This is a genomic window from Labrys sedimenti, assembly GCF_034424805.1.
In the GTDB taxonomy this organism is placed as follows: Bacteria; Pseudomonadota; Alphaproteobacteria; order Rhizobiales; family Labraceae; genus Labrys; species Labrys sedimenti.
Map to the genome: position 1 here is coordinate 317,369 of NZ_JAXOUF010000006.1, position 19,287 is coordinate 336,655.

Here is a 19,287-nt window from a genome sequence, read left to right on the forward strand (position 1 = left end):
TGCAGCCGTTGCCGGACGTTACATCGCCAGCAAGGAGGTCGATTGGCGCGCTTTCCTCATTTTCCTGCAAGGGACGTGGAAAAGCCATGACGAGGCTCGCCGCGACCGCGGATGCGACCACGCAAGGTCACGCCTGCGCCCCTTTCCGTCTCGAGCGTCCGGCGCGTGTACCGCTTATAAGCTCCTCGGATCATTGTGCGGCTAAATATGGTCCGGCCCGTTCGCAATCGATGGCGCAGCCAATGGATTTCCAGGTGGAAAACTTCAGGGCGGCGGAACCTGTCATGCCGTCCCAGCAAGCCGTCGGCATGTCCCGAAGCTGCCACCGAATTGAGTTGAGGTAATATTGTCCGTGGAAATTCTGACGATCGTCGAATGACAAAAATAAACGCCGCACCTGTTGGGGAGGTGCGGCGCCCGATTAGAAATCAAACTATGCAATATTGAAAAGCGCAAAGACGCTTTCATCTACTCTTACGTGCTGACAATCGTTACCAAACTCATGATACGCTTGAACGCTTCGTTCGGAGGGCTCACAACCTGCAGCAATGATTGCCGTGTGCCGTCCATGGGCATCTTTATAAGACGCTTCGTCTCTGAATGCAAGAGATATGATACGTTGCGTATTGAAATTTTTGTGAAGGGCGGGAAGGGGGAATTCCGGCAGGGCTGGGGCCATCGCCGGGCCTCACCTGGGCTGCCGCTCCCAGCGGATTCGATCCTCTTTCACGGGAGGCCACATGGCCGTGCAAGGTCAGGTTGATTGAAAACAAGCAGAAATGCGTTTATATATGAGACATTACGTCTAGATTATATTCTTGACATTTATAGGAGTTCTCGGTGGCCATTGCGCAGCAGGCGGCACGACCCGTCGGAAGACCGCGCTGCATGGAAACGCACAAGGCGATTTTGCATGCAGCGGCCGAATTGCTCGAACGCGCTCCCTATCGCGACATCTCGGTCGAACGCATCGCGGCTCTCGCCGGGGTGGGCAAGCAGACTATCTATCGCTGGTATGACAGCAAGGCCGATCTTCTGCTCGACGCCTATCTTGCCCGTTGCACCGAGGTACTGCCGCCCATGGTCGCCGGCGGCGAGCCCATGGTGAATTTCCGCAACTATGTGCGTCGCCTGGCTGAATATCTCAGCGATCCGATGATGGAAGGCGCCTCCAGGGCCCTGCTGGCAGAGGCGCAGTTCGAGCGGCCGTTCCGGGAACGCTTCAGCGAGATCGTCATGAAGCGCCGCCAGGAAATCGCCCGGGCCTTCGTGATCTCGGCCATGCACAAGAAGCAGATCCGCGACGATGTCGATCCGGATACCGTGCTCGACCTGATCATGTCGCCGATCTTCCAGCGTTTCCACACCACCGTGACGCCGCCCGATGTGGCCTATGTCGACAAGATCTTCGACATGGTGCTGGCGGGGCTGGCCATACGAAACGAGCCTGCGGCCAAGGTTGCCGCCGAGTAGTACGGGATCGACAGCGAGGCCTTTCCGCCGCCATCCTATAGACGTCAGGTGCCGAAAATCTGCCGGCGCCCGTCCATCAGCGTGGCGACCTCCTCTGCCGCGAGAGGGGCGTAGCCATGGCTGTCCACGCCGACATCGAGGCTGTAGCCGAAGGGCTCGCTATCGAGGCGGCCATGCACATGCCCGAACAAGTGCCAGGCGCCACGCCAGGCCCCCGGCCATTCCCGCATGGGGTAATGGCACATCACGATCGTCTGGCCCTTCCAGCGCAATTCCTTGATCTCGGTGATCGAACGCAGGCGCCCGGTCGACTCAAGCTTGGCCTGGTCGTCGTGATTGCCGAGAATGAGATGGATCTGGCCGTTGAGGCGTTCCAGATAGGCCTGCGCCGGCTTGCCCGAGCGAAAGCTGAAATCGCCGATGTGATAGACCACGTCGTTCGGAGCGACCTTGGCGTTCCAGCGCGCGATCAAAGCCTCGTCCATCGCCTCGACGCGTCGAAGGGGCGCTTGCACAGGCGGATGATCGATTCATGGCCGAAATGGGTGTCGACGGTGAAAAAGAGCTTGCTCATTGGCGTGTCCTGGGACCGCAGGCGTCTCGCCTGCATCTTCCTCTCCTGCAAACGCAACGTTTCCAGGAGCAGGCGAGACGCCCGCGATCCTCGTCACTCTCAATGCCATCGTGCGAGATCAGACCCCGTTCAAGGCCTGACACTCGCTCAACTACAGTTGCCAGGAAGGGTTCAGCGGCGCAGGTCCGGCGGGGTCGCTTCCTTGGTGAGTTCGGCGATCGCCTCGTCGAGCGGCAGCACCGACTGGGCCTGGGAGCCGAGGCGGCGGATCGAGACGGTGCGTTCGGCGCCTTCCTTCTTGCCGAGGGCGAAGATCACCGGAGTCTTGGCGAGCGAATGCTCGCGTACCTTGTAGTTGATCTTCTCGTTGCGCAGATCGATTTCGGCGCGCAGACCCGCTGCCCTGAGGGCCGCGACGACCTCCTGGGCATAGTCGTCAGCATCCGAGGTGATCGTGCACACTATCACCTGCTCGGGCGCCAGCCAGAGCGGGAAATGCCCGGCATGGTTCTCGATCAGGATGCCGAGGAAACGCTCCATCGAACCGCAGATGGCACGATGGATCATCACCGGGGTCTTCTTCTCGCCGTCCGAATCCACGAAGAAGGCACCGAAGCGTTCCGGCAGGTTGAAGTCGACCTGCGTGGTGCCGCACTGCCAGTCACGGCCGATGGCGTCCTTGAGGGTGTATTCGAACTTCGGCCCGTAGAAGGCGCCTTCGCCCGGATTGATGCCGGTCTTGATGCGCCCGCCGGACTGCTCCTCGATCTGTTCGAGCACCCGCATCATCACCTCTTCGGCACGGTCCCAGAGCTCGTCGGAACCGACGCGCTTCTCCGGCCGCGTCGAGAGCTTGACCACGATCTCGTCGAAGCCGAAATCGGCATAGGTCGACAGGATGAGATCGTTGATCTTCAGGCATTCGGCGGCCATCTGCTCGTCGGTGCAGAAGATGTGGGCATCGTCCTGGGTGAAGCCGCGCACACGCATCAACCCGTGCAGGGCGCCCGAGGGCTCATAGCGATGCACGGCGCCGAACTCGGCCAGGCGCATCGGCAGGTCGCGATAGGACTTCAGGCCGTGCTTGAAGATCTGCAGGTGGCCCGGGCAGTTCATCGGCTTGATCGCGAAGATGCGGTCGTCATCCGTGTCCTCGCCGGCCGATTTGGCCATGAACATGTTTTCGCGGTACCAGCCCCAATGGCCGGAGATCTCCCATAGATGCTTGTCGAGCAACTGTGGGGCATTGACCTCCTTGTAGTCGGCCTTCAGGCGCCGGCGCATATAGGCGATCAGCTCCTGGAAGATCGTCCAGCCCTTGCCGTGCCAGAACACCACGCCGGGGCCTTCCTCCTGGAAGTGGAACAGGTCCATCTCCCGGCCCAGGCGACGATGGTCACGCTTTTCGGCTTCCTCGATCTGCTTGAGATAGGCGTCCAGTTCCTCCTGGTTGCGCCAGGCGGTGGCGTAGATGCGGGTCAGCATCGGGTTGTTCGAGTCGCCACGCCAATAGGCGCCGGCCACCTTCATCAGCTTGAAAGCGCTGCCGATCTGGCCCGTTGAAACCATATGCGGGCCGCGGCAGAGATCGAACCAGTTGTCCTGGTAATAGATCTTCAGGTCCTGGTCGGCGGGAATGGCTTCCACCAGCTCGACCTTGAACTTCTCGCCCTTGTCGGCGAACACCTGCTTGGCCTTGTCACGGCTCCAGATCTCGCGGGTGAAAGGGGCGTTGCGCGCGATGATCTCGCGCATCTTCGCCTCGATCTTCGGGAAGTCTTCCGAAGAGAAGGGCTCGGCGCGATAGAAATCGTAATAGAAGCCGTTCTCGATCACCGGGCCGATGGTGACCTGGGTGTCGGGCCAGAGCGACTGCACGGCCTCGGCCATGACATGCGCGGCATCGTGGCGGATCAGCTCCAGGGCTTCCGGGCTCTCGCGGGTGACGATCTCGATGCGGGCATCGCTGCCGATCTCCTCGGCGAGGTCGGTAAGGACCCCGTCGAGCTTCATGGCGATGGACTTCTTGGCGAGGGATTTGGAGATGCCCTCGGCAACCGCCTTGCCGGTCACGCCGGCCTCGTAGGAACGCTGGTTGCCATCGGGAAAAGTCAAAACAGGCATAGTTTTCTCCAGGCTCACTCCTGCCAACCAAGCAGGTAAGCGATTTCAGGTGATAGAGGAGAGGCTACTGCCCCTCGTCGCAGGTAAAAGGCCGCCGGCGGCCATAGCGCCACGGTCTATACCAGCTGGTGTCGACGGGCAATCGTTCCGGCACGGGATCGATGCCCGATCCGCCCCAGGGATGGCAGCGGCAGATCCGGGCCAGGCCCATCCAGCCGCCTGCCCACAGGCCATGGCGTTCGATCGCCTCGTCGGCAAATTCCGAGCAGCTCGGAAAATAGCGGCATTGCCGCCCGATCAGGGCCGAAAGCGTGACCTGATAGCTGCGGATGAGGAGACGGGCGGCGGTGCGCGGCCAGGTCGTGGCGAGAGGCGACAGGTGCAAGGCCCTCCGGATGGGACCGGCGTCAAAGTTCGAGTGCGATGTCGGTCTGGAAGGTCTCGACGATCTCGATCATGCGCCGGACCTGGTCGAAGGCCGATTGCAGCCTTTCTTCGAGCTCGATGAGTTCGTTGAGCGAGGTGACGGTGAACTTGGTTCCGCGCAGGAATTCGCTGCGCTTGAGGGAAAGGCTGCGATCCGCCCAGATGGATTTATAGGCGAGCACCAGTTCATCAGGATACCCCTTGAACAAGGCGACAAGATCCTTGTCCGTCTCGATACGGCTATGAACTTCGAACTTCTTGCCGCCGATCAGCCCCGACTTGACGTTTCGCCGCAGGATCAGTTTCAACATGGGCGCCCCCGTCCTTACCTAGAGCAAAGCGCGTTCAAGCGTGAACGGCAATTGACTCTAACTTCTCGTTCCGGCGCATCTTTGCGATTCTTGATGATGCCGCCAAATCACAAAACGCTCGAAACGCGATGCTCATTTCCGGAAAAACCGGCAAGTTCAAGGGCAGAATGGGGCTTTTCCGTTACAATGCGCAAGAGGCCGTGTGTTTCCTGGGATCGCAGGCTTCCAGCCTGCATCTTCCTCTCCAGCGGAGACGGCGTTCCCAAGAGCAGGCTGGAAGCCTGCGATCCCAGGAAACGCGCTGGAAGGACCAGCCTACTCCGCAGCCTTCGCTTCGATGCTGTCGAAAGCGGAGACCACTGCATCGAAAGTGAGCAAAGTGGAGGCGTGACGGGCCTTGAAGTCGCGCACCGGTTCCAGCACCGCAGCTTCGGCAAAACGGCCCTCGGGAGGCGGACCGTTTTCCTTGAGCATGCGACGCATGGTCTCGCGCGCCGCGCGCAATTCATCTGCACTGGCACCGATGATGTTGCGGGCCATGATGGAGGAGGAGGCCTGTCCGAGGGCACAGGCCTTTACGATATGGGCGAAATCGGAGACCTTGCCGTCCTCAACCGCCAGCTCCACCGAGACGGTGGAGCCGCACAGTTTGGAATGGGCCGTGGCTGCGGCATCTGCGCGCGGCAAATGGCCGATACGCGGAATATTGGCTGCCAATTCGAGGATACGTTTATTATAGACGTCGTCGAGCATGGGGGGACGCTTGATTGTATGCGCTTCGTTCTCAACTATATAGGCATGAATGGGTCGGTTGGGGAGGGGTGTTCTCCAGGCCGGTATGATCTAAGGCCGCAAGGCGGATTTTGACGATCTGTCTTGGCGGCGGGAGTAGCTTTTGATGGATGCACTGGTGGATAAGCCTGCGGCCAAGTTGGAACGTGATGACACGGTCCACGCCCCGCTGCCTCGCCCGACGCGCAAGGAAGCCGAAGCCGCCGTGCGGACGCTGATCCAGTGGGCCGGCGACGATCCGGATCGCGAAGGGCTGGTCGATACGCCCAAGCGGGTGGTCAAGGCCTGGCGCGAGATGTTCAAGGGCTACGAGCACGATGCCGGCGAAGAACTCGACACCATCTTCGAGGAAGTCGGCGGCTATGACGACATGGTGCTGGTGCGCGACATTCCCTTCTACTCCCATTGCGAACACCACATCGTGCCGATCCTGGGCCACGCCCATATTGCCTATTATCCGAGCGGTGGCGTCGTCGGCCTGTCCAAGCTGGCGCGCGTGGTGGAGATCTATGCCCGGCGCCTGCAGACGCAGGAGCATCTCACCGCCAACGTCACCCAGGCCATCGAGGAACGCCTCAAGCCGCGAGGACTGGCCGTGATGCTGGAAGCCGAGCATATGTGCATGGCCATGCGCGGCATCCAGAAGCAGGGCGTTTCGACGGTGACGACTGGCTTCACCGGCATCTTCAAGTCCGAACCACAGCAGCAGATGCACTTCCTGAGCTTGGTACAGCGCGCCTACAAGGCACGCTGAGCGACACCCGGCAGCGGGGCTGCTCGTCACGAGCGGTTTCGTTCGGCGTCCGAGCGTCTTATTCCCTTTATGAGTCGTGCTGCACGCTGGAGCGCGTGTGGCATGGATCGTGCACGGGGTGGGGCAGCCATGTCTCGAAGGAGTACCGATGATGCTGCAATCGACTGAGCTCAAAACGCTGTTCCCGAAAGCCGAGGATATTCCTGCCGAGTTCCGTCTTCCGGGCGAGATCCATCAGGATCGCGTGCTGGTGAACGGCGAGCTGCTGGCATGGACCGGCGAGAAGCAGAACGTGATCTCACCCATTCACCTGCGGGATGGGGAAGAGCGCTTGCTGCCTGTTACCCTCGGCTCGATTCCGGTCGGCGGCATCCCGGAGGCTGATGCCGCGCTCGCGGCTGCCGTCGGTGCCTATGACAATGGCCGCGGCGCCTGGCCGACGATGCGGGTCGCCGATCGCATTACCTGCATGCTCGATTTTATCCGCCAGATGGTGGCGCGTCGCAGCGAGATCGTGCGGCTGATCATGTGGGAGATCGCCAAGTCGCTGCCGGATGCCGAGAAGGAGTTCGACCGCACCGTCGACTATATGCGCGCCACCGTCGATGCCGTGCGCAATCTCGACAATGAGAATTCACGCTTCCAGATCGTCGAGGGCACCATCGGGCAGATCCGCCGCACGCCTCTTGGCGTCGTGCTGTGCATGGGTCCCTACAACTATCCCCTGAACGAAACCTTCGCCACGCTGATCCCGGCCCTGATCATGGGCAACACCCTGGTGTTCAAGCCCCCACGCTTCGGCGTCCTGCTGTTCGAGCCGCTGCTGGAGGCGTTCCGCAGCGCCTTCCCGCCCGGTGTGGTCAATTTCGTCTATGGCAAGGGTGCGGAAATCGTGCCGCATCTGCTGGAGTCGGGGAAGGTGAACGCGCTGACCCTGATCGGTTCCAGCAAGGTTGCCGATCACCTCAAGAAGCTGCATCCCAAGACCAACCGCCTGCGTGCCATTCTCGGCCTCGACGCCAAGAACGCCGCCATCGTGCTCGCCGATGCCGATCTGGAACTGGCCGTGAAGGAGTGCCTCGCCGGCGCGCTATCCTTCAATGGCCAGCGCTGCACCGCGCTGAAGATGCTGATCGTCCACCGCTCCATCGTCGATCGCTTCCTGGAACGCTTCACCGAGGAGCTTGCCAAGCTCAAGATCGGCATGCCCTGGGACAAGGGCGTCAGCATTACGCCGCTGCCCGACAGGGCCAAGACGGACTATATGGTGGCCTGTGTCGAGGATGCCGTGGCCAAGGGCGCCAGGGTGGTCAATGAAGGCGGAGGGGACGAGGTCGAGACATTGTTCCGGCCGGCCGTGGTCTATCCGGTGGCGGAGGGCATGAAGCTCTATCGCGAGGAGCAGTTCGGGCCGATCGTGCCGGTGATGCCCTTCGACGACATCGAGACGGCGCTCGACTATGTCATCACCTCCGAGCACGGCCAGCAGGTCAGCATCTTTTCCACCAGCGCCGATGACATCGGCACTCTGGTCGATCCGCTGGTGAACCAGGTCTGCCGGGTCAACATCAACTGCCAGTGCCAGCGCGGACCGGATGTCTTCCCCTTCACCGGCCGCAAGGATTCGGCCGAGGGGACACTCTCGGTCACCGATGCGCTGCGCTCCTTCTCGATCCGTTCGATGATCGCCGCCAAGCAGACCGAGCCCAGCAAGAAGCTGCTCGACGAGATCACCCGCAGCCACAAGTCGAAATTCATCCATACGGACTTCATCTTCTAAGGAAGCGCCGATAAATAAGTGCTGCTGTCATCCCCGGGCTGAGCCGCTCTTGAGCGAAGCGAGAGAGGGCGAGGGAAGGGGATGACAGTCTGGAAGCAGTGCATTTATCCCTCAACGTTTCCGAAGCCCGTGCAAATCCTGTCATCCGTTCCGCGAGTATCAGCATGACGACCTCGTTCCCCGCGCCCGGCGACAAAGCCTCCCTGGAGGAAGGCCTCGTCTTCACGCCGAAATTCGATCGTGACGGCCTGATCACGGTGGTGACGCTCGGCGCCGAACATGGCGAGGTGCTGATGGTCGCGCATATGAACGTGCAATCCCTGGCTCGCACGCTGGAGACGGGGGAGGCCTGGTACTGGTCGCGCTCGCGCCAGGCACTCTGGCGCAAGGGCGAGACCTCGGGGCAGCTGCAGCGTGTGGTGGAACTGCGCACCGATTGCGACCAGGACGCCCTGATCATGCGCGTCGAGGTCGGCGGCGATGGCGGCTGTTGCCACACCGGCCGCCATTCCTGCTTCTACCGTGTATTAAAGAGCGAGGATGGCGGGCCGGCACGGCTGGTGATGGCGGAGTGATAGGGGACCGCTCCCTTTCAAGGTCTTTCGAACAATCCGAAAAGGGCTGGGATAATGAGGGGTTGCACCGCACTATCTGAACTTCAGACCTCAACTCCTTGACGGAAGACCCCAATCACTTCTCCACGAAAGCCTTGAGGCGGGCGAAGGCGGCATCCCACTGCGCGGAGACTTCGTCGAGATAGGAGCGCGCGGCCTCGATCGGTTCCGGGCGATAGGCAAACTGGGTCTCGCGCCCGACACGAAGGCTGGAGACCAATCCCGCCCCTTCCAAGACATGCAGATGCTTGGTGATGGCCTGGCGCGTCAGGCGGGTGTCGGTCGACAGTTTGGCGATCGATTGCGCCTGCCCGCTGCTGAGCCGGCCGAGCAAGGACAGCCGGGTCGGGTCTCCCAGCGCGGCAAAGGTCGCCGCATGGTCTTGTGTTGGTGGGGCGATATCAAGTCTCGACATGGGCTTTGATGTTTCTCACTTGCTCCGCCCAACCGCCATCGTTCATGCGGAAGGCTTCGGCCCGGCGGTGGGCCGGAATGGCATCGAACCCGGACTCGATCACGCTGAGATGCGTCCCTGCCCCTTCCGGCCGTAGATGAAATTCAACCAAAGTCGGCTTTTCTTTCGAATAGTCGACGTCCGGATCGACGGCGTAGGGATGCCAGGTGAAGGAGAACAAGCGGGGCTTGTCCATGCTGACGACCTTGGCCTCCCAGGCGACATGCTCATAGCCGGGATAGGTGATGTGGCCGCGCGAGATCTGGCCGGGCACGAAAGGCCCGTCCAGCTTGACCCGGAACCACGTGCCGAATTCCTCGTGATCGGTCAGGGCACGCCACACACGGTCGATGGACGCGTTCAGCGCGATGGTTTTTTCGATACGATCTGACATAATTGCAACCTCCTGGTTGCACATTTATGCCAGATCGAGCCATTTTGTGCAACCTTTTGGTTGCTTAATGTGCCGATATATCAGCCGGTCCGTTTCATGCTGAGCACCGCCAGGAAGCTGATGATCGCCGCCGCACTGACATAATAGCCCACCCAAGGCAGACCGCCGTTCTGCAGCAGGATCTGTGCCAGATAGGGGGCGAGCGAGGCGCCCAGGATGCCGCCGAGATTATAGGCGCTGGAGGCGCCGGTGTAGCGCACCCTGGTGGGGAACAGGTCGGGCAGCAGGGCGCCGAGCGGCGCGAAGGTCAGCCCCATCAGGGCGAGCGACAGCGACAGGAAGGCGAGGACCTCGAAGTTGTTGCCGCTGCCGAGCAGGAGGGGCAGGCAGAAGCCTGAAGCCGCCGCCAGTGCGCTCGAGATCAGCAGCACCGGGCGGGCGCCGAAACGGTCGGACAGGGCGGCGGAGATCGGGGTGGCGATCGCCATGAAGATGACGGCAATGCACAGCAGACCAAGGAAGTCGCCGCGTGCGATATGCAACGCATTGACGCCGTAGCCCAGGGCAAAGACGGTGGAGATGTAGAACAGGGCGTAGCACACCACGATGGCGAGGGAACCCTGGATCAGGGGGACCCAATGGTCCCGGAGCACCTCGAGCAAGGGAACTTCGACGCGCTCGTTGCGGGCCATGGCTTCGCGGAATTCCGGCGTTTCGCTGATGGAAACCCTGAGATAGAGGCCGATGGCCACCAGTGCTGCGCTGATCAGGAAGGGGATGCGCCAGCCCCAGGAGAGGAAGCTTGCCTCGCTGAGGAACATCAGGAGCACGAGGAACAGGCCATTGGCCATGAAGAAGCCGATCGGCGGCCCGAGTTGGGGGAACATGCCGAACCAGGAGCGCCGCCCTTGCGGGGCGTTTTCGGTTGCGAGCAGGGCCGCACCGCCCCATTCGCCGCCAAGGCCGATGCCCTGGCCGAAACGCAGGATGCACAGCAGCAGGGGGGCTAGGAAGCCGGCCTGCTCATAGGTCGGCAGCGCGCCGATCAGCGTGGTCGACAGGCCCATCACCAGCATGGAGGCGACCAGCGTCGATTTGCGGCCGATGCGATCGCCGAAATGGCCGAACAGGATCGAGCCGATCGGGCGGGCAAGAAAGGCGATGCCGAAAGTGAGGAAGGCGTTGAGGGCCTGCGAACCGGGCGCGGTCGACGGGAAGAAGGTCTGCCCGATCACCAGCGCCGCGGCGGTGCCGTAAATGTAGAAATCGTAGAACTCGATCGTGGTGCCGACCAGGCTCGCCAGGACGATGCGGCCGATTCCACCCGGCACCGCTTGGGTACCGGAGCCCCCAGCAGAGCTGGCTTCAGCGTTTCCTGCCATGTTATTTTCCGTCTATTAATTGTGAAATATCGCGAGAGACCTGATTCGGCGGAAAGGCCGAAACATTGGCGTTATCGCGCCCGAGCCCTGGAAGTGAAACAGGAAACGCAAATGTCTGCCAAAGATGATGTGACGATTGCTTTCTATGCTGAACAGGCGGGCGCCTACACCAAGCGGGGACAAGTGGCGCAGAAACGGCGCCTCGATCAGTTTCTGTCCCATGTCGTTCCGGGCGGAGCCATCCTGGAACTTGGTTGTGGTGCTGGGCAGGACAGCGAATACATGCTGGCAGGCGGCTTCGACGTCACGCCGACTGACGGCACGCCGGAAATTGCGCATGCCGCCGCCCAGCGCCTCGGCCGGCCGGTCGACGTGCTGCTGTTCGAGGCGATCGAGGCCGTCGAGATCTATGACGGCGTCTGGGCCAATGCCTGCCTGCTCCATGTGCCGCGCACTGAGCTGTCCGCAATCATCGCCAGGATCCATCGAGCCTTGAAGCCCTGCGGCGTCTTCCACGCCAGCTTCAAGGCCGGCGAGGCCGAGGGAAGGGACCAGTTCGGCCGCTATTACAATTATCCTTCGGCCGACTGGCTCGGGCAGGCCTATCGGCCCGGCCCCTGGGAGAGCATCTCGATCGAGGCCGCCAAGGGCGGCGGCTATGACAACAAGCCGACCGACTGGCTCTTCGTCCTGGCCCGCAAGGCTGGACGCTGAGATGGCGCCGACGCAGAGCATGAGGCACCGATAGCCGAGGCTATACTACTTGCTCTGGCCTTACGGCAGTTTCCGGGAGTAGGGACCTCGCATCGGCACAGGCCTTTGCGGAGGTGCTGCGCATGAACCAGGAACCATCATGAATCGCGCCCAGAAAGCCGCCCTTGCCAGCGCCGGCGTCGGCCTCGTCGTCCTTGCGCTCAAATTCGGTGCCTATTGGCTGACGGGCTCGCTCGCGCTCTATTCGGATGCGCTGGAGAGCATCATCAACGTGGTTGCGGCGGGCGCCGCCTTCATCGCCCTGCGGGTAGCCTCCAAGCCTGCCGATGGCGGCCATCCCTATGGCCATCACAAGGCCGAATATTTCTCCGCCGTGATCGAGGGCGTGATGATCGTGCTGGCGGCGATCCTCATCTTGGTCAAGGCCTATGACGGCATTCTCGCACCGAGGCCGCTGGATGCGCCTGCGCTGGGCTTGGCGGTGAATGCCGTGGCGACGGCGATCAATCTCGGCTGGGCCTTGACGCTGCTGCGCTGGGGCCGGGCTTGGCGCTCGCCGGCCCTCGCGGCCGACGGTCGGCATGTGATGACGGATGTCTGGTCGTCCGGCGGCGTCCTGATCGGTGTTGCCCTCGTGGCCGTGACGGGCTGGCTGATCCTGGACCCGATCCTGGCGGCGATCGTCGCCGTCAACATTCTGTGGTCGGGCTGGGTGATGATCCGCGATTCCGTCTCCAGCCTGATGGATGCCTCCGCGCCGCCGGAAATCCTCGACCAGATCGCCAAGATCATCGCCACCCACAGCGAGGGCGCCCAGGAGGCGCACGATGTCAGGACCCGTCAGGTCGGCAGCGTCGTCTTCATCGATTTCCACCTGGTGGTGCAGGGCACGATGTCGGTGACCGAATCGCATGCCATCTGCGACCGCATCGAACTGGCGCTCCGCCAGGCGATCGAGGGCGCGCGGGTGACCATCCATGTCGAGCCCGAGGAGAAGGCCAAGCATAAGGGCGTGCCCGTCCTGCTGGCCTCCTGAGGAAAGCGATCCGCGATCAGGCTTCGCGCACCTGCCGCAGCATGGCGCGCACGATCACGCGGTGAAAAGGCAGTACGGTGGCGAGATAGGCCTGGCCGAGACGGTTGTGGGTAAGGACCAGCGTGGTCAGCGTGATGCGCTGGCGCTCGCGGCGCCGCGATATGTCGACGACGATGCGAAAGTCGAGATGGCTGTCGTCGAAGCCGGCGACCAGCCGATCCGGCGTCTGGCTGAGGACGGGAAAGATGCCGAGGACGCCCAGGCCCGCCGGTGAGGAGGGCGGCCGGGTATGCAGGCCGAAGGGGGCGACGGCGAGGTTCCTCAGAGCCAGAAGCGTGGCGATCCAGCGTGGCGAGCGGGCCATGATGCGTTCGGCCGCCCGTCTTGCGTCGAGTTTTGGGGGAGCCATGTCCAGCGCATAGGCGTCGGCGAACTGGGCGCCGGGAAGAAGGCTGGCAAGACCGGTGTCGGGCGCGACGGCGACGGTGTTCATGGAAACGGTGCTCCACGCGCTCCGAGGTCTCGGCAGAATGGAGCGATGCCGCGGAGTATAGAGCCGCCGAGGACGAGGGGCGCGTGCTGCGATGTCGCACGCGCCCGTAAGGCTCAGACCATGTCAGGCAGCGGGGCTTCCTCCGGCGCGGGCGCGGAGGGCAGCACGATGACCTTGGTGCCCGTGGGCACACGGTTATAGAGGTCGATGATGTCCTGGTTCATCAGGCGGACGCAGCCCGAGGACACTTTGGTGCCGATGGTCGCCGGATTGGTGGTGCCATGCAGGCGATAGAGCGTGTCCCGGCCGTCGCGGTAGAGATAGAGCGCGCGCGCGCCGAGCGGGTTGTCGACGCCGCCGGGCATGCCGTTGCGATAGGGCTCGTTCAGTTCCGGATCGCGGCGGATCATGTCGGGCGTCGGGGTCCAGCGCGGCCATTCGGCCTTGCGGGCGATGGTGGCCTCGCCCTGGAAATTGAACGCCTCGGTCTTGCCGACGCCGACGCCGTAGCGGATCGCCCTGCCATTTTCTTGGACGAGATAGAGGAAGCGCTGGTTGGGATCGACGACGATGGTGCCGGGCTGCTCCGCGGTCTCGTAGGGAACCTCGCGGCGCCAATATTTCGGCGGTACCTTGGCGAGGTTCACGGCTTGGACGGGAAAGCGATCATCCTCGATGCCGCCGTAGAGGGAGACATAGTAGGGGTCAGGTGTAAAGGCCGCCTGCTGCAAATTGGCATTTCTTCGGCCGCCTCCCGTTGCACAACTGGCAAGAAAAAGCGGTGCACCCAGAAGAAGTATGCGTCGCGTCAGTATCATTTCAACCCCGAATATCCAGTACCATGTTTCAGTGGCAACTATCAGCCGACAAATCTGAGGAGCGGTTGCTCCAATGAATTGGGGCGATAGAGGCGCATTGCGGCAGGATTGCGCATTGAAGCGAGACACAACGGCGTGATCGGCAAAAGCGCACGCAACTGTGATCGAATGGCAACAGAATCGCGCCCGGCAGCTGGTGTTCCGCTTGTTCGGCCCCTGGATTCCCTTCCGCCGCCAGCGGCGGCGCCGGGGATGATGGTGCGCTTATTCTTGAACGGTTTCTTAGGGGGCGACGCGAGGCAATGAAGACACGACCTTTGTCATGCCGGGCGTGATCCGGGCCTCCAATGGCCCCGCTCTCTTCCTTATCCGCAAGGGGCTGGGTTGCCGGGGCAAGCCCGGCAATGACAAAAGTCGAGCAATTCGGTTCGATTATCTCGCGCCGCGCCCTCAGCGCGCGATCACCTCGACATCGCCGTCATGGCCGGCCTTGACGTCGAACTCGCGCGTATAGACCCGGCCTTCGTGGCGAGCCACCACGGTATAATTGCCCTCGGCCAGGATCAGGGAGGGAAAGGCGCCGATGGATTCGCGGATGACGTCGCCGCCCGGCGTCAGCACCGACCAGGCCGTGTTGGCGATCGCCTCCCCGCCGGCCTGGCTCACCAGTTTGAGCGTCAGGGTGGCCGCCATCTGGTGGAAGTTGGCCTCCGTCAATTTGCCGGCGCCGATGGAGATTTCGGCGGAGACGGTGGCATTGGAATCGCCATAGGTGCATTCGACGAAATAGCGGCCTTCGGGCAGGCGCAGAATGCTGGTGGCAGGCACACCCTCGGCGATGAGGCGGCGCTCGCCGGTGGGCTGGATCACCATGACGCGTGCAGTCAATTGCTCGGCCGGGATGGGCTTGTCGAGCACCGAGGCCTCGACCTGCAGGCCACCGGCCTTGATCACCAGCCCCTGCCGCACGGGTGCCTTGTCGACCTCGAACTCCTTGGTCGCAGCAGCGAGTCCATAGGCGGCGTGCACGACATAACGCCCGGGTGCCAACGAGAATTCCGGAGCCGGTTCGTCGGATTCGGCCATCTTCACCGCATCCGCCTCGCCCTTGCCGAGGCGGAACACCCGCCATTTCAGACCCGAGGTGATCGGCTCGCCTTTTTCGGCGAAACTGGCGGAGAGTTCGACCTTGCGCGTGACGGCCGGTTCCTCGACCGCAGCCGGGGGCGCCGCCTGGGCAGGTGCCTGCGGCGCTGCTGCGGGGACGGCTGCAGGACCCGGCGGCGTCTGCGCGGCCGCGGGCAGGGCCATCAGGGCGCCCGCCAGCAGGAGGACCGGAATCTTGAAGATTGAAGTCTTGGCAATCATGGCCGCCACGATTCACGGAAAGGCGGCGATTTCAAGCCCCATCTTCACGATGGGGTTGGTCGCCGGCTGCCTTGGCGGAGGATAAGGCGTCGCACAAGTCCTCGGCCTGGCGCTGTAGGCGCTCCGCCCGGGCGGCAGCCAGGATCGCGGCGAGCAGGCCGGGGAAGCGCGATTCGATATCGTCGGCGCGCAATGTGATCAGGCGATGCGTGCCCATGGGGCGCGTGCGCGTCAGGCCGGCTTCGCGCAGCCGGACATAGTGATAGGTCAGATTGGTCTTGGAACTCAGGCCATTGAAGGCGGAGCAATTCTGCTCGCCATCCTCGAAGAGGCCGAGAATGATGTCGCGGCGAATGGGATCGCTGAGTGCTTCGAGGACCGTCGTCAACTCGATCTGGTCGGTCTCCGGATGAAAGATCGTCTTGGCCATGACAGGGACATATCGACTGAATGCCATTGGTTCAAGAGTCATTGAACTCATTGACAGGGAGAGGGAAGAGTCCATAAGTTCAATAATTATTGAACTTATGGACTCGCCATGTATCGAACCCTGGCCTGGCTCGCATTGGGCGCCTTCGCCATCGGCAGCGAAGGCTTGATGATTGCCGGCATCCTGCCGCGCATCGCCGAGGACCTCGGCATTCCGGTCGCCCATGCCGGTCACCTCGTCACCATTTTTGCGCTCGCTTACGCGGTTGGTTCGCCCCTGATCGCAGTGGCGACGGCACGTTGGGAGAGACGTACCCTGCTGATCACGGCGATGGCCGTTTTCGGCCTCGCCAATCTGGCAGCGGCCTTCGCCACCGGCTTTCTCACCTTGGCGGCGAGCCGCGTCGTCCTGGCCCTGTCGGCCGGGACCTTCATGCCGGCCGCCTTTGCCTATGGAGCGATGTCGGTCGAGCCGGCCAAGCGCGGGCGGGCCCTGTCCTTCATCTATACCGGCATGACTGTGGCGCTGGTGATCGGCGTGCCCTTGGGCACCGCCATCGCGGCGCATCTGGGCTGGCGGGCGACGTTCGGCATGGTCGCCGCCATGAGCCTGCTGGTGCTGGCCGGCATCGTCCTGAAGCTGCCGGCGGTGTCGGGGCCGCCGGCGCCAAGCCTCGCCGACCGCCTGGCCGTGGCCCGCCGTTCCGACGTGCTCGAAGTCATCGGCCTGACGGTCGTCGTCCTGGCCGGTGCCTTCGGCGTCTACACCTTCATCGGAGCCTATCTCGAGACCGTGCTGGGTGCCTCGCCCGAGGCGGTTGCCGGTTTCCTCATCCTTGCAGGCTTGGCGGGGGCCGCCGGCAATACATTGGGCGGCCATGCGGCCGACCGCTGGAACCACCGGCGTTTTCTCACCCTCGTCCTCACGGTGCTGGTCGTGAGTTTCGGCATCCTGCCGCTGATCCCGACCTTCCTGCCGGGGCTGGCCGGCTGGATCGGCGCAGGGTTGGTGCTGATCCTGTGGGGGCTTTTCGGCTGGGCTTTCCCGGCCGTGCAGCAGGTGCGCCTGCTTGCCATCGACCAGCGCCTGGCCTCGGTCGTGCTCGCCCTGAACGCCTCGGCCATCTATCTCGGCACCGCGGCCGGGGCGGCTGTCGGTGCCGTGGTGGTCGAGCGCTATTCGATCCAGGCCATCGGCTGGGTGGGAGCGGGCACCGAGGTGCTGGCGCTTGCCTTCCTGCTGGCGACACCCTATCGCCCGGCGCGAGAGATGCCGGCGGGAGCGGAGACCGGCGCCATTCCCCGCCAGGATGCGGCGGAATGACCCTGCCGCAACCCGATGAACGGGAAGGCACGACAATCTCCTTCTTATCAGACAGATAGGCGCGATTGCCTAACCGCATCCCGCAACCGTCCGGCCGTAAAGATGGGGAGGACTCGGGCTTATCGCGCCGGAGGTCCTACCCAAGGCCTGCCGCAGGGCTTATGTGAGCGTTCGTCTCCTCGGGCAAGGCGCGTTCGATCAAAACGCCGCCTCGCTCCAACGCCGCGCCTGGACGCGGCTTTGCGATTTTCGGCGCAGGCGCTGGATCGCAATGCAATGGGAATGTACGCCATGGATGCCATCGAGCTTCTGAAGACCCGCCGCTCTGTGCCCCCCGCCATGTTGTCGGCGCCGGGACCGGACGCCGCCCAGCTCGAGACGCTGCTTGCCATCGCCACGCGCGTGCCGGACCACGGCAAGCTTCATCCCTGGCGCTTCGTGATCTATCAGGGCGCTGCGCGCGAGAAGGCCGGGCAGGTCGTCTACGATGCCTTCATGGCAGCATGCCCGGATGCGGAGGAAGCGGCCCGCAAGAAGGAATCGACGCGCTTTACCCTGGCACCGCTGGTGATCGGCGTGGTCTCGACCGCCGCCAACCATGTGAAGATCCCGCTCTGGGAGCAGGAATTGTCGGCGGGAGCGGTCTGCGAGAATCTCGTGATCGCCGCCCATGCGCTGGGCTTCGGCGCGAGCTGGCTCACCGGCTGGATGGCCTATGACGAGCGGGTGCTCGCCAAGCTCGGCATCGGCTCGCATGAAAAGCTCGCCGGTTTCGTGCATATCGGCACGCCGAAGGAAGCCGTGCCCGACCGGCCGCGCCCCAAACTCGAAGATCTCGTCAGTTACTACGGGCAAAACGCAGGTAATTAATTACCGTATGAGTAAGCAATTGTTTTTGAAGGGAAAATTCAAGAGCTTGCTTGAAATATCGCGTTGACCTTCATCCGGCTCTCGTGTAGAAGCTCCCCAACTCGGCGGCCCCAGTTTCCGTTTTGGAGACGTGGTTTGCATTTGCAAGCCACTATGCCGCCTTGTCGTTTTCAACCGTCGGATCGACAGCGCAACCATAGGCGACACCATGTCCACCTTTACGCTCAAGACCGCCGATATCGAGAAGAAGTGGGTCATCATCGACGCCAAGGGTCTGGTTGTCGGTCGTCTGGCTTCCGTGATTGCCATGCGCCTGCGCGGCAAGCACAAGCCGACTTACACGCCCCATCTCGATTGCGGCGACAACGTGATTGTCATCAATGCGGAGCAGGTGGTGTTCACCGGCCGCAAGTACAATCAGAAGGTCTATTATCATCACACCGGCCATCCGGGCGGCATCAAGGAGCGCAGCGCCAGGTTCATCCTGGAAGGCAAGTTCCCCGAGCGCATCGTCGAGAAGGCCGTGGAACGCATGATCCCGCGCGGCCCGCTCGGCCGCAAGCAGATGCTCAACCTGCGCGTCTACAAGGGTACCGAGCATCCGCACGAGGCTCAGCAGCCCGAAGCGCTCGATGTCGGCGGCATGAACGCCAAGAATGTGAAGGGCTGATCCGATGGCCGATACGCTCAATTCGCTGCAGGCTCTCGGCGAGGCTGCTGCCGCTGCCGAAGCGCCCAAGCATGTCCAGAAGCTGGACGCCCATGGCCGCGCCTATGCCACCGGCAAGCGCAAGAACGCCATTGCCCGCGTCTGGATCAAGCCGGGTGCCGGCAAGGTCACGGTCAACGGCCGTGAACTGGCCGTCTACTTCGCCCGCCCGGTGCTGCGCCTGCTGATCCAGCAGCCGCTGACCGTTGCCAACCGCACGGACCAGTACGACATCAACATCACCGTTGCCGGTGGCGGTCTGTCGGGCCAGGCCGGTGCCGTGCGCCACGGCGTCTCCAAGGCCCTGACCTATTACGAGCCCGAACTGCGTTCGGCTCTGAAGAAGGAAGGCTTCCTCACCCGCGACAGCCGCGTGGTCGAGCGCAAGAAGTACGGCCGCGCCAAGGCTCGCCGCTCCTTCCAGTTCTCGAAGCGCTAAGCTTCCGGA

Annotated in this window: 22 protein-coding genes; 10 read left to right on the forward strand and 12 right to left on the reverse strand. The window is 62.8% G+C overall.

Annotated features, from left to right (window positions below; all coding sequences use genetic code 11):
• Positions 1-888: 888 nt before the first annotated feature.
• Positions 889-1,473 (forward strand): TetR/AcrR family transcriptional regulator, encoded by a 585-nt coding sequence (locus U1R88_RS20165; RefSeq protein WP_068299318.1) that lies wholly within the window; start codon positions 889-891, stop codon positions 1,471-1,473.
• A gap of 44 nt (positions 1,474-1,517) precedes the next feature.
• Here the strand turns inward: U1R88_RS20165 and U1R88_RS20170 are convergent, their stop codons facing one another.
• The 5 genes from U1R88_RS20170 to U1R88_RS20190 all read right to left on the reverse strand — a co-directional run bounded on the left by U1R88_RS20170 (position 1,518) and on the right by U1R88_RS20190 (position 5,661).
• Positions 1,518-1,958: a metallophosphoesterase family protein gene (locus U1R88_RS20170; protein ID WP_322432844.1), complete on the reverse strand. Its 441-nt coding sequence runs from the start codon at positions 1,956-1,958 to the stop codon at positions 1,518-1,520.
• A gap of 260 nt (positions 1,959-2,218) precedes the next feature.
• A complete protein-coding gene (gene thrS, locus U1R88_RS20175; RefSeq protein WP_322432845.1) occupies positions 2,219-4,171 on the reverse strand; it encodes a threonine--tRNA ligase in 1,953 nt (650 codons plus the stop codon).
• Positions 4,172-4,235: 64 nt separating this feature from the next.
• Positions 4,236-4,556: a membrane protein insertion efficiency factor YidD gene (yidD, locus tag U1R88_RS20180; RefSeq protein ID WP_425545453.1), complete on the reverse strand. Its 321-nt coding sequence runs from the start codon at positions 4,554-4,556 to the stop codon at positions 4,236-4,238.
• Between the two features lie 22 nt (positions 4,557-4,578).
• Entirely contained in the window at positions 4,579-4,908 is a 330-nt protein-coding gene (locus U1R88_RS20185) for a hypothetical protein (RefSeq protein WP_311935428.1), read from the reverse strand.
• Between the two features lie 315 nt (positions 4,909-5,223).
• A complete protein-coding gene (locus tag U1R88_RS20190; protein ID WP_068289800.1) occupies positions 5,224-5,661 on the reverse strand; it encodes an iron-sulfur cluster assembly scaffold protein in 438 nt (145 codons plus the stop codon).
• A 145-nt stretch (positions 5,662-5,806) separates the two neighbouring features.
• Here U1R88_RS20190 and folE point away from each other — a divergent pair, with 145 nt between their 5' ends.
• From folE to hisI, 3 genes are all read left to right on the forward strand, one after another.
• Positions 5,807-6,454, forward strand: a complete 648-nt coding sequence (gene folE, locus U1R88_RS20195) for a GTP cyclohydrolase I FolE (RefSeq protein ID WP_068289802.1) — start codon at positions 5,807-5,809, stop codon at positions 6,452-6,454.
• A gap of 148 nt (positions 6,455-6,602) precedes the next feature.
• On the forward strand, positions 6,603-8,234 hold the full coding sequence (locus U1R88_RS20200) for an NADP-dependent glyceraldehyde-3-phosphate dehydrogenase (protein WP_322432846.1): 1,632 nt from the start codon (positions 6,603-6,605) through the stop codon (positions 8,232-8,234).
• Positions 8,235-8,398: 164 nt separating this feature from the next.
• Complete coding sequence (hisI, locus tag U1R88_RS20205) at positions 8,399-8,809, forward strand: phosphoribosyl-AMP cyclohydrolase (protein ID WP_322432847.1); 411 nt, start codon at positions 8,399-8,401, stop codon at positions 8,807-8,809.
• Between the two features lie 115 nt (positions 8,810-8,924).
• Here the strand turns inward: hisI and U1R88_RS20210 are convergent, their stop codons facing one another.
• The 3 genes from U1R88_RS20210 to U1R88_RS20220 all read right to left on the reverse strand — a co-directional run bounded on the left by U1R88_RS20210 (position 8,925) and on the right by U1R88_RS20220 (position 11,078).
• Positions 8,925-9,263, reverse strand: coding sequence for an ArsR/SmtB family transcription factor (locus U1R88_RS20210; protein WP_311935419.1), 339 nt, complete (start codon positions 9,261-9,263; stop codon positions 8,925-8,927).
• Positions 9,250-9,696 carry an SRPBCC family protein gene (locus U1R88_RS20215; protein ID WP_322432848.1) on the reverse strand — a complete coding sequence of 149 codons (447 nt, stop codon included), beginning with the start codon at positions 9,694-9,696 and terminating at the stop codon, positions 9,250-9,252. Before U1R88_RS20215 ends, U1R88_RS20210 begins: the two co-directional genes overlap by 14 nt.
• Before the next feature lie 80 nt (positions 9,697-9,776).
• Positions 9,777-11,078 carry an MFS transporter gene (locus tag U1R88_RS20220; RefSeq protein WP_322432849.1) on the reverse strand — a complete coding sequence of 434 codons (1,302 nt, stop codon included), beginning with the start codon at positions 11,076-11,078 and terminating at the stop codon, positions 9,777-9,779.
• Between the two features lie 111 nt (positions 11,079-11,189).
• Between U1R88_RS20220 and U1R88_RS20225 the strand changes: the two genes are divergently transcribed.
• Positions 11,190-11,792: a class I SAM-dependent methyltransferase gene (locus U1R88_RS20225; protein ID WP_322432850.1), complete on the forward strand. Its 603-nt coding sequence runs from the start codon at positions 11,190-11,192 to the stop codon at positions 11,790-11,792.
• Between the two features lie 139 nt (positions 11,793-11,931).
• Positions 11,932-12,828, forward strand: a complete 897-nt coding sequence (locus U1R88_RS20230; protein WP_322432851.1) for a cation diffusion facilitator family transporter — start codon at positions 11,932-11,934, stop codon at positions 12,826-12,828.
• Between the two features lie 16 nt (positions 12,829-12,844).
• Here the strand turns inward: U1R88_RS20230 and U1R88_RS20235 are convergent, their stop codons facing one another.
• The 4 genes from U1R88_RS20235 to U1R88_RS20250 all read right to left on the reverse strand — a co-directional run bounded on the left by U1R88_RS20235 (position 12,845) and on the right by U1R88_RS20250 (position 15,937).
• The gene (locus U1R88_RS20235; protein WP_322432852.1) at positions 12,845-13,321 is read right to left on the reverse strand and encodes a DUF2867 domain-containing protein; all 477 of its coding nucleotides are present in this window, start codon (positions 13,319-13,321) and stop codon (positions 12,845-12,847) included.
• Between the two features lie 113 nt (positions 13,322-13,434).
• The gene (locus tag U1R88_RS20240) at positions 13,435-14,139 is read right to left on the reverse strand and encodes a L,D-transpeptidase (protein ID WP_322432853.1); all 705 of its coding nucleotides are present in this window, start codon (positions 14,137-14,139) and stop codon (positions 13,435-13,437) included.
• A gap of 450 nt (positions 14,140-14,589) precedes the next feature.
• Complete coding sequence (locus U1R88_RS20245) at positions 14,590-15,507, reverse strand: hypothetical protein (RefSeq protein ID WP_322432854.1); 918 nt, start codon at positions 15,505-15,507, stop codon at positions 14,590-14,592.
• Positions 15,508-15,538: 31 nt separating this feature from the next.
• Positions 15,539-15,937 carry a helix-turn-helix transcriptional regulator gene (locus U1R88_RS20250; RefSeq protein WP_322432855.1) on the reverse strand — a complete coding sequence of 133 codons (399 nt, stop codon included), beginning with the start codon at positions 15,935-15,937 and terminating at the stop codon, positions 15,539-15,541.
• Between the two features lie 108 nt (positions 15,938-16,045).
• Between U1R88_RS20250 and U1R88_RS20255 the strand changes: the two genes are divergently transcribed.
• From U1R88_RS20255 to rpsI, 4 genes are all read left to right on the forward strand, one after another.
• Positions 16,046-17,260: an MFS transporter gene (locus U1R88_RS20255; RefSeq protein ID WP_322432856.1), complete on the forward strand. Its 1,215-nt coding sequence runs from the start codon at positions 16,046-16,048 to the stop codon at positions 17,258-17,260.
• 291 nt (positions 17,261-17,551) lie between these two features.
• Entirely contained in the window at positions 17,552-18,130 is a 579-nt protein-coding gene (locus tag U1R88_RS20260; protein ID WP_322432857.1) for a nitroreductase family protein, read from the forward strand.
• 208 nt (positions 18,131-18,338) lie between these two features.
• Positions 18,339-18,800, forward strand: coding sequence for a 50S ribosomal protein L13 (gene rplM, locus U1R88_RS20265; protein WP_322432858.1), 462 nt, complete (start codon positions 18,339-18,341; stop codon positions 18,798-18,800).
• Between the two features lie 4 nt (positions 18,801-18,804).
• On the forward strand, positions 18,805-19,278 hold the full coding sequence (gene rpsI / locus U1R88_RS20270; protein ID WP_068289830.1) for a 30S ribosomal protein S9: 474 nt from the start codon (positions 18,805-18,807) through the stop codon (positions 19,276-19,278).
• Positions 19,279-19,287 lie beyond the last annotated feature (9 nt).

Coding starts and splice junctions, on each gene's coding strand:
- U1R88_RS20165 (WP_068299318.1), top strand. CDS start 889: ATGGAAACGCACAAGGCGATTTTGCATGCAGCGGCCGAATTGCTCGAA.
- U1R88_RS20170 (WP_322432844.1), bottom strand. CDS start 1,958: ATGGACGAGGCTTTGATCGCGCGCTGGAACGCCAAGGTCGCTCCGAAC.
- thrS (WP_322432845.1), bottom strand. CDS start 4,171: ATGCCTGTTTTGACTTTTCCCGATGGCAACCAGCGTTCCTACGAGGCC.
- U1R88_RS20185 (WP_311935428.1), bottom strand. CDS start 4,908: ATGTTGAAACTGATCCTGCGGCGAAACGTCAAGTCGGGGCTGATCGGC.
- U1R88_RS20190 (WP_068289800.1), bottom strand. CDS start 5,661: ATGCTCGACGACGTCTATAATAAACGTATCCTCGAATTGGCAGCCAAT.
- folE (WP_068289802.1), top strand. CDS start 5,807: ATGGATGCACTGGTGGATAAGCCTGCGGCCAAGTTGGAACGTGATGAC.
- U1R88_RS20200 (WP_322432846.1), top strand. CDS start 6,603: ATGATGCTGCAATCGACTGAGCTCAAAACGCTGTTCCCGAAAGCCGAG.
- hisI (WP_322432847.1), top strand. CDS start 8,399: ATGACGACCTCGTTCCCCGCGCCCGGCGACAAAGCCTCCCTGGAGGAA.
- U1R88_RS20210 (WP_311935419.1), bottom strand. CDS start 9,263: ATGTCGAGACTTGATATCGCCCCACCAACACAAGACCATGCGGCGACC.
- U1R88_RS20215 (WP_322432848.1), bottom strand. CDS start 9,696: ATGTCAGATCGTATCGAAAAAACCATCGCGCTGAACGCGTCCATCGAC.
- U1R88_RS20220 (WP_322432849.1), bottom strand. CDS start 11,078: ATGGCAGGAAACGCTGAAGCCAGCTCTGCTGGGGGCTCCGGTACCCAA.
- U1R88_RS20225 (WP_322432850.1), top strand. CDS start 11,190: ATGTCTGCCAAAGATGATGTGACGATTGCTTTCTATGCTGAACAGGCG.
- U1R88_RS20230 (WP_322432851.1), top strand. CDS start 11,932: ATGAATCGCGCCCAGAAAGCCGCCCTTGCCAGCGCCGGCGTCGGCCTC.
- U1R88_RS20235 (WP_322432852.1), bottom strand. CDS start 13,321: ATGAACACCGTCGCCGTCGCGCCCGACACCGGTCTTGCCAGCCTTCTT.
- U1R88_RS20240 (WP_322432853.1), bottom strand. CDS start 14,139: ATGATACTGACGCGACGCATACTTCTTCTGGGTGCACCGCTTTTTCTT.
- U1R88_RS20245 (WP_322432854.1), bottom strand. CDS start 15,507: ATGATTGCCAAGACTTCAATCTTCAAGATTCCGGTCCTCCTGCTGGCG.
- U1R88_RS20250 (WP_322432855.1), bottom strand. CDS start 15,937: ATGGCCAAGACGATCTTTCATCCGGAGACCGACCAGATCGAGTTGACG.
- U1R88_RS20255 (WP_322432856.1), top strand. CDS start 16,046: ATGTATCGAACCCTGGCCTGGCTCGCATTGGGCGCCTTCGCCATCGGC.
- U1R88_RS20260 (WP_322432857.1), top strand. CDS start 17,552: ATGGATGCCATCGAGCTTCTGAAGACCCGCCGCTCTGTGCCCCCCGCC.
- rplM (WP_322432858.1), top strand. CDS start 18,339: ATGTCCACCTTTACGCTCAAGACCGCCGATATCGAGAAGAAGTGGGTC.
- rpsI (WP_068289830.1), top strand. CDS start 18,805: ATGGCCGATACGCTCAATTCGCTGCAGGCTCTCGGCGAGGCTGCTGCC.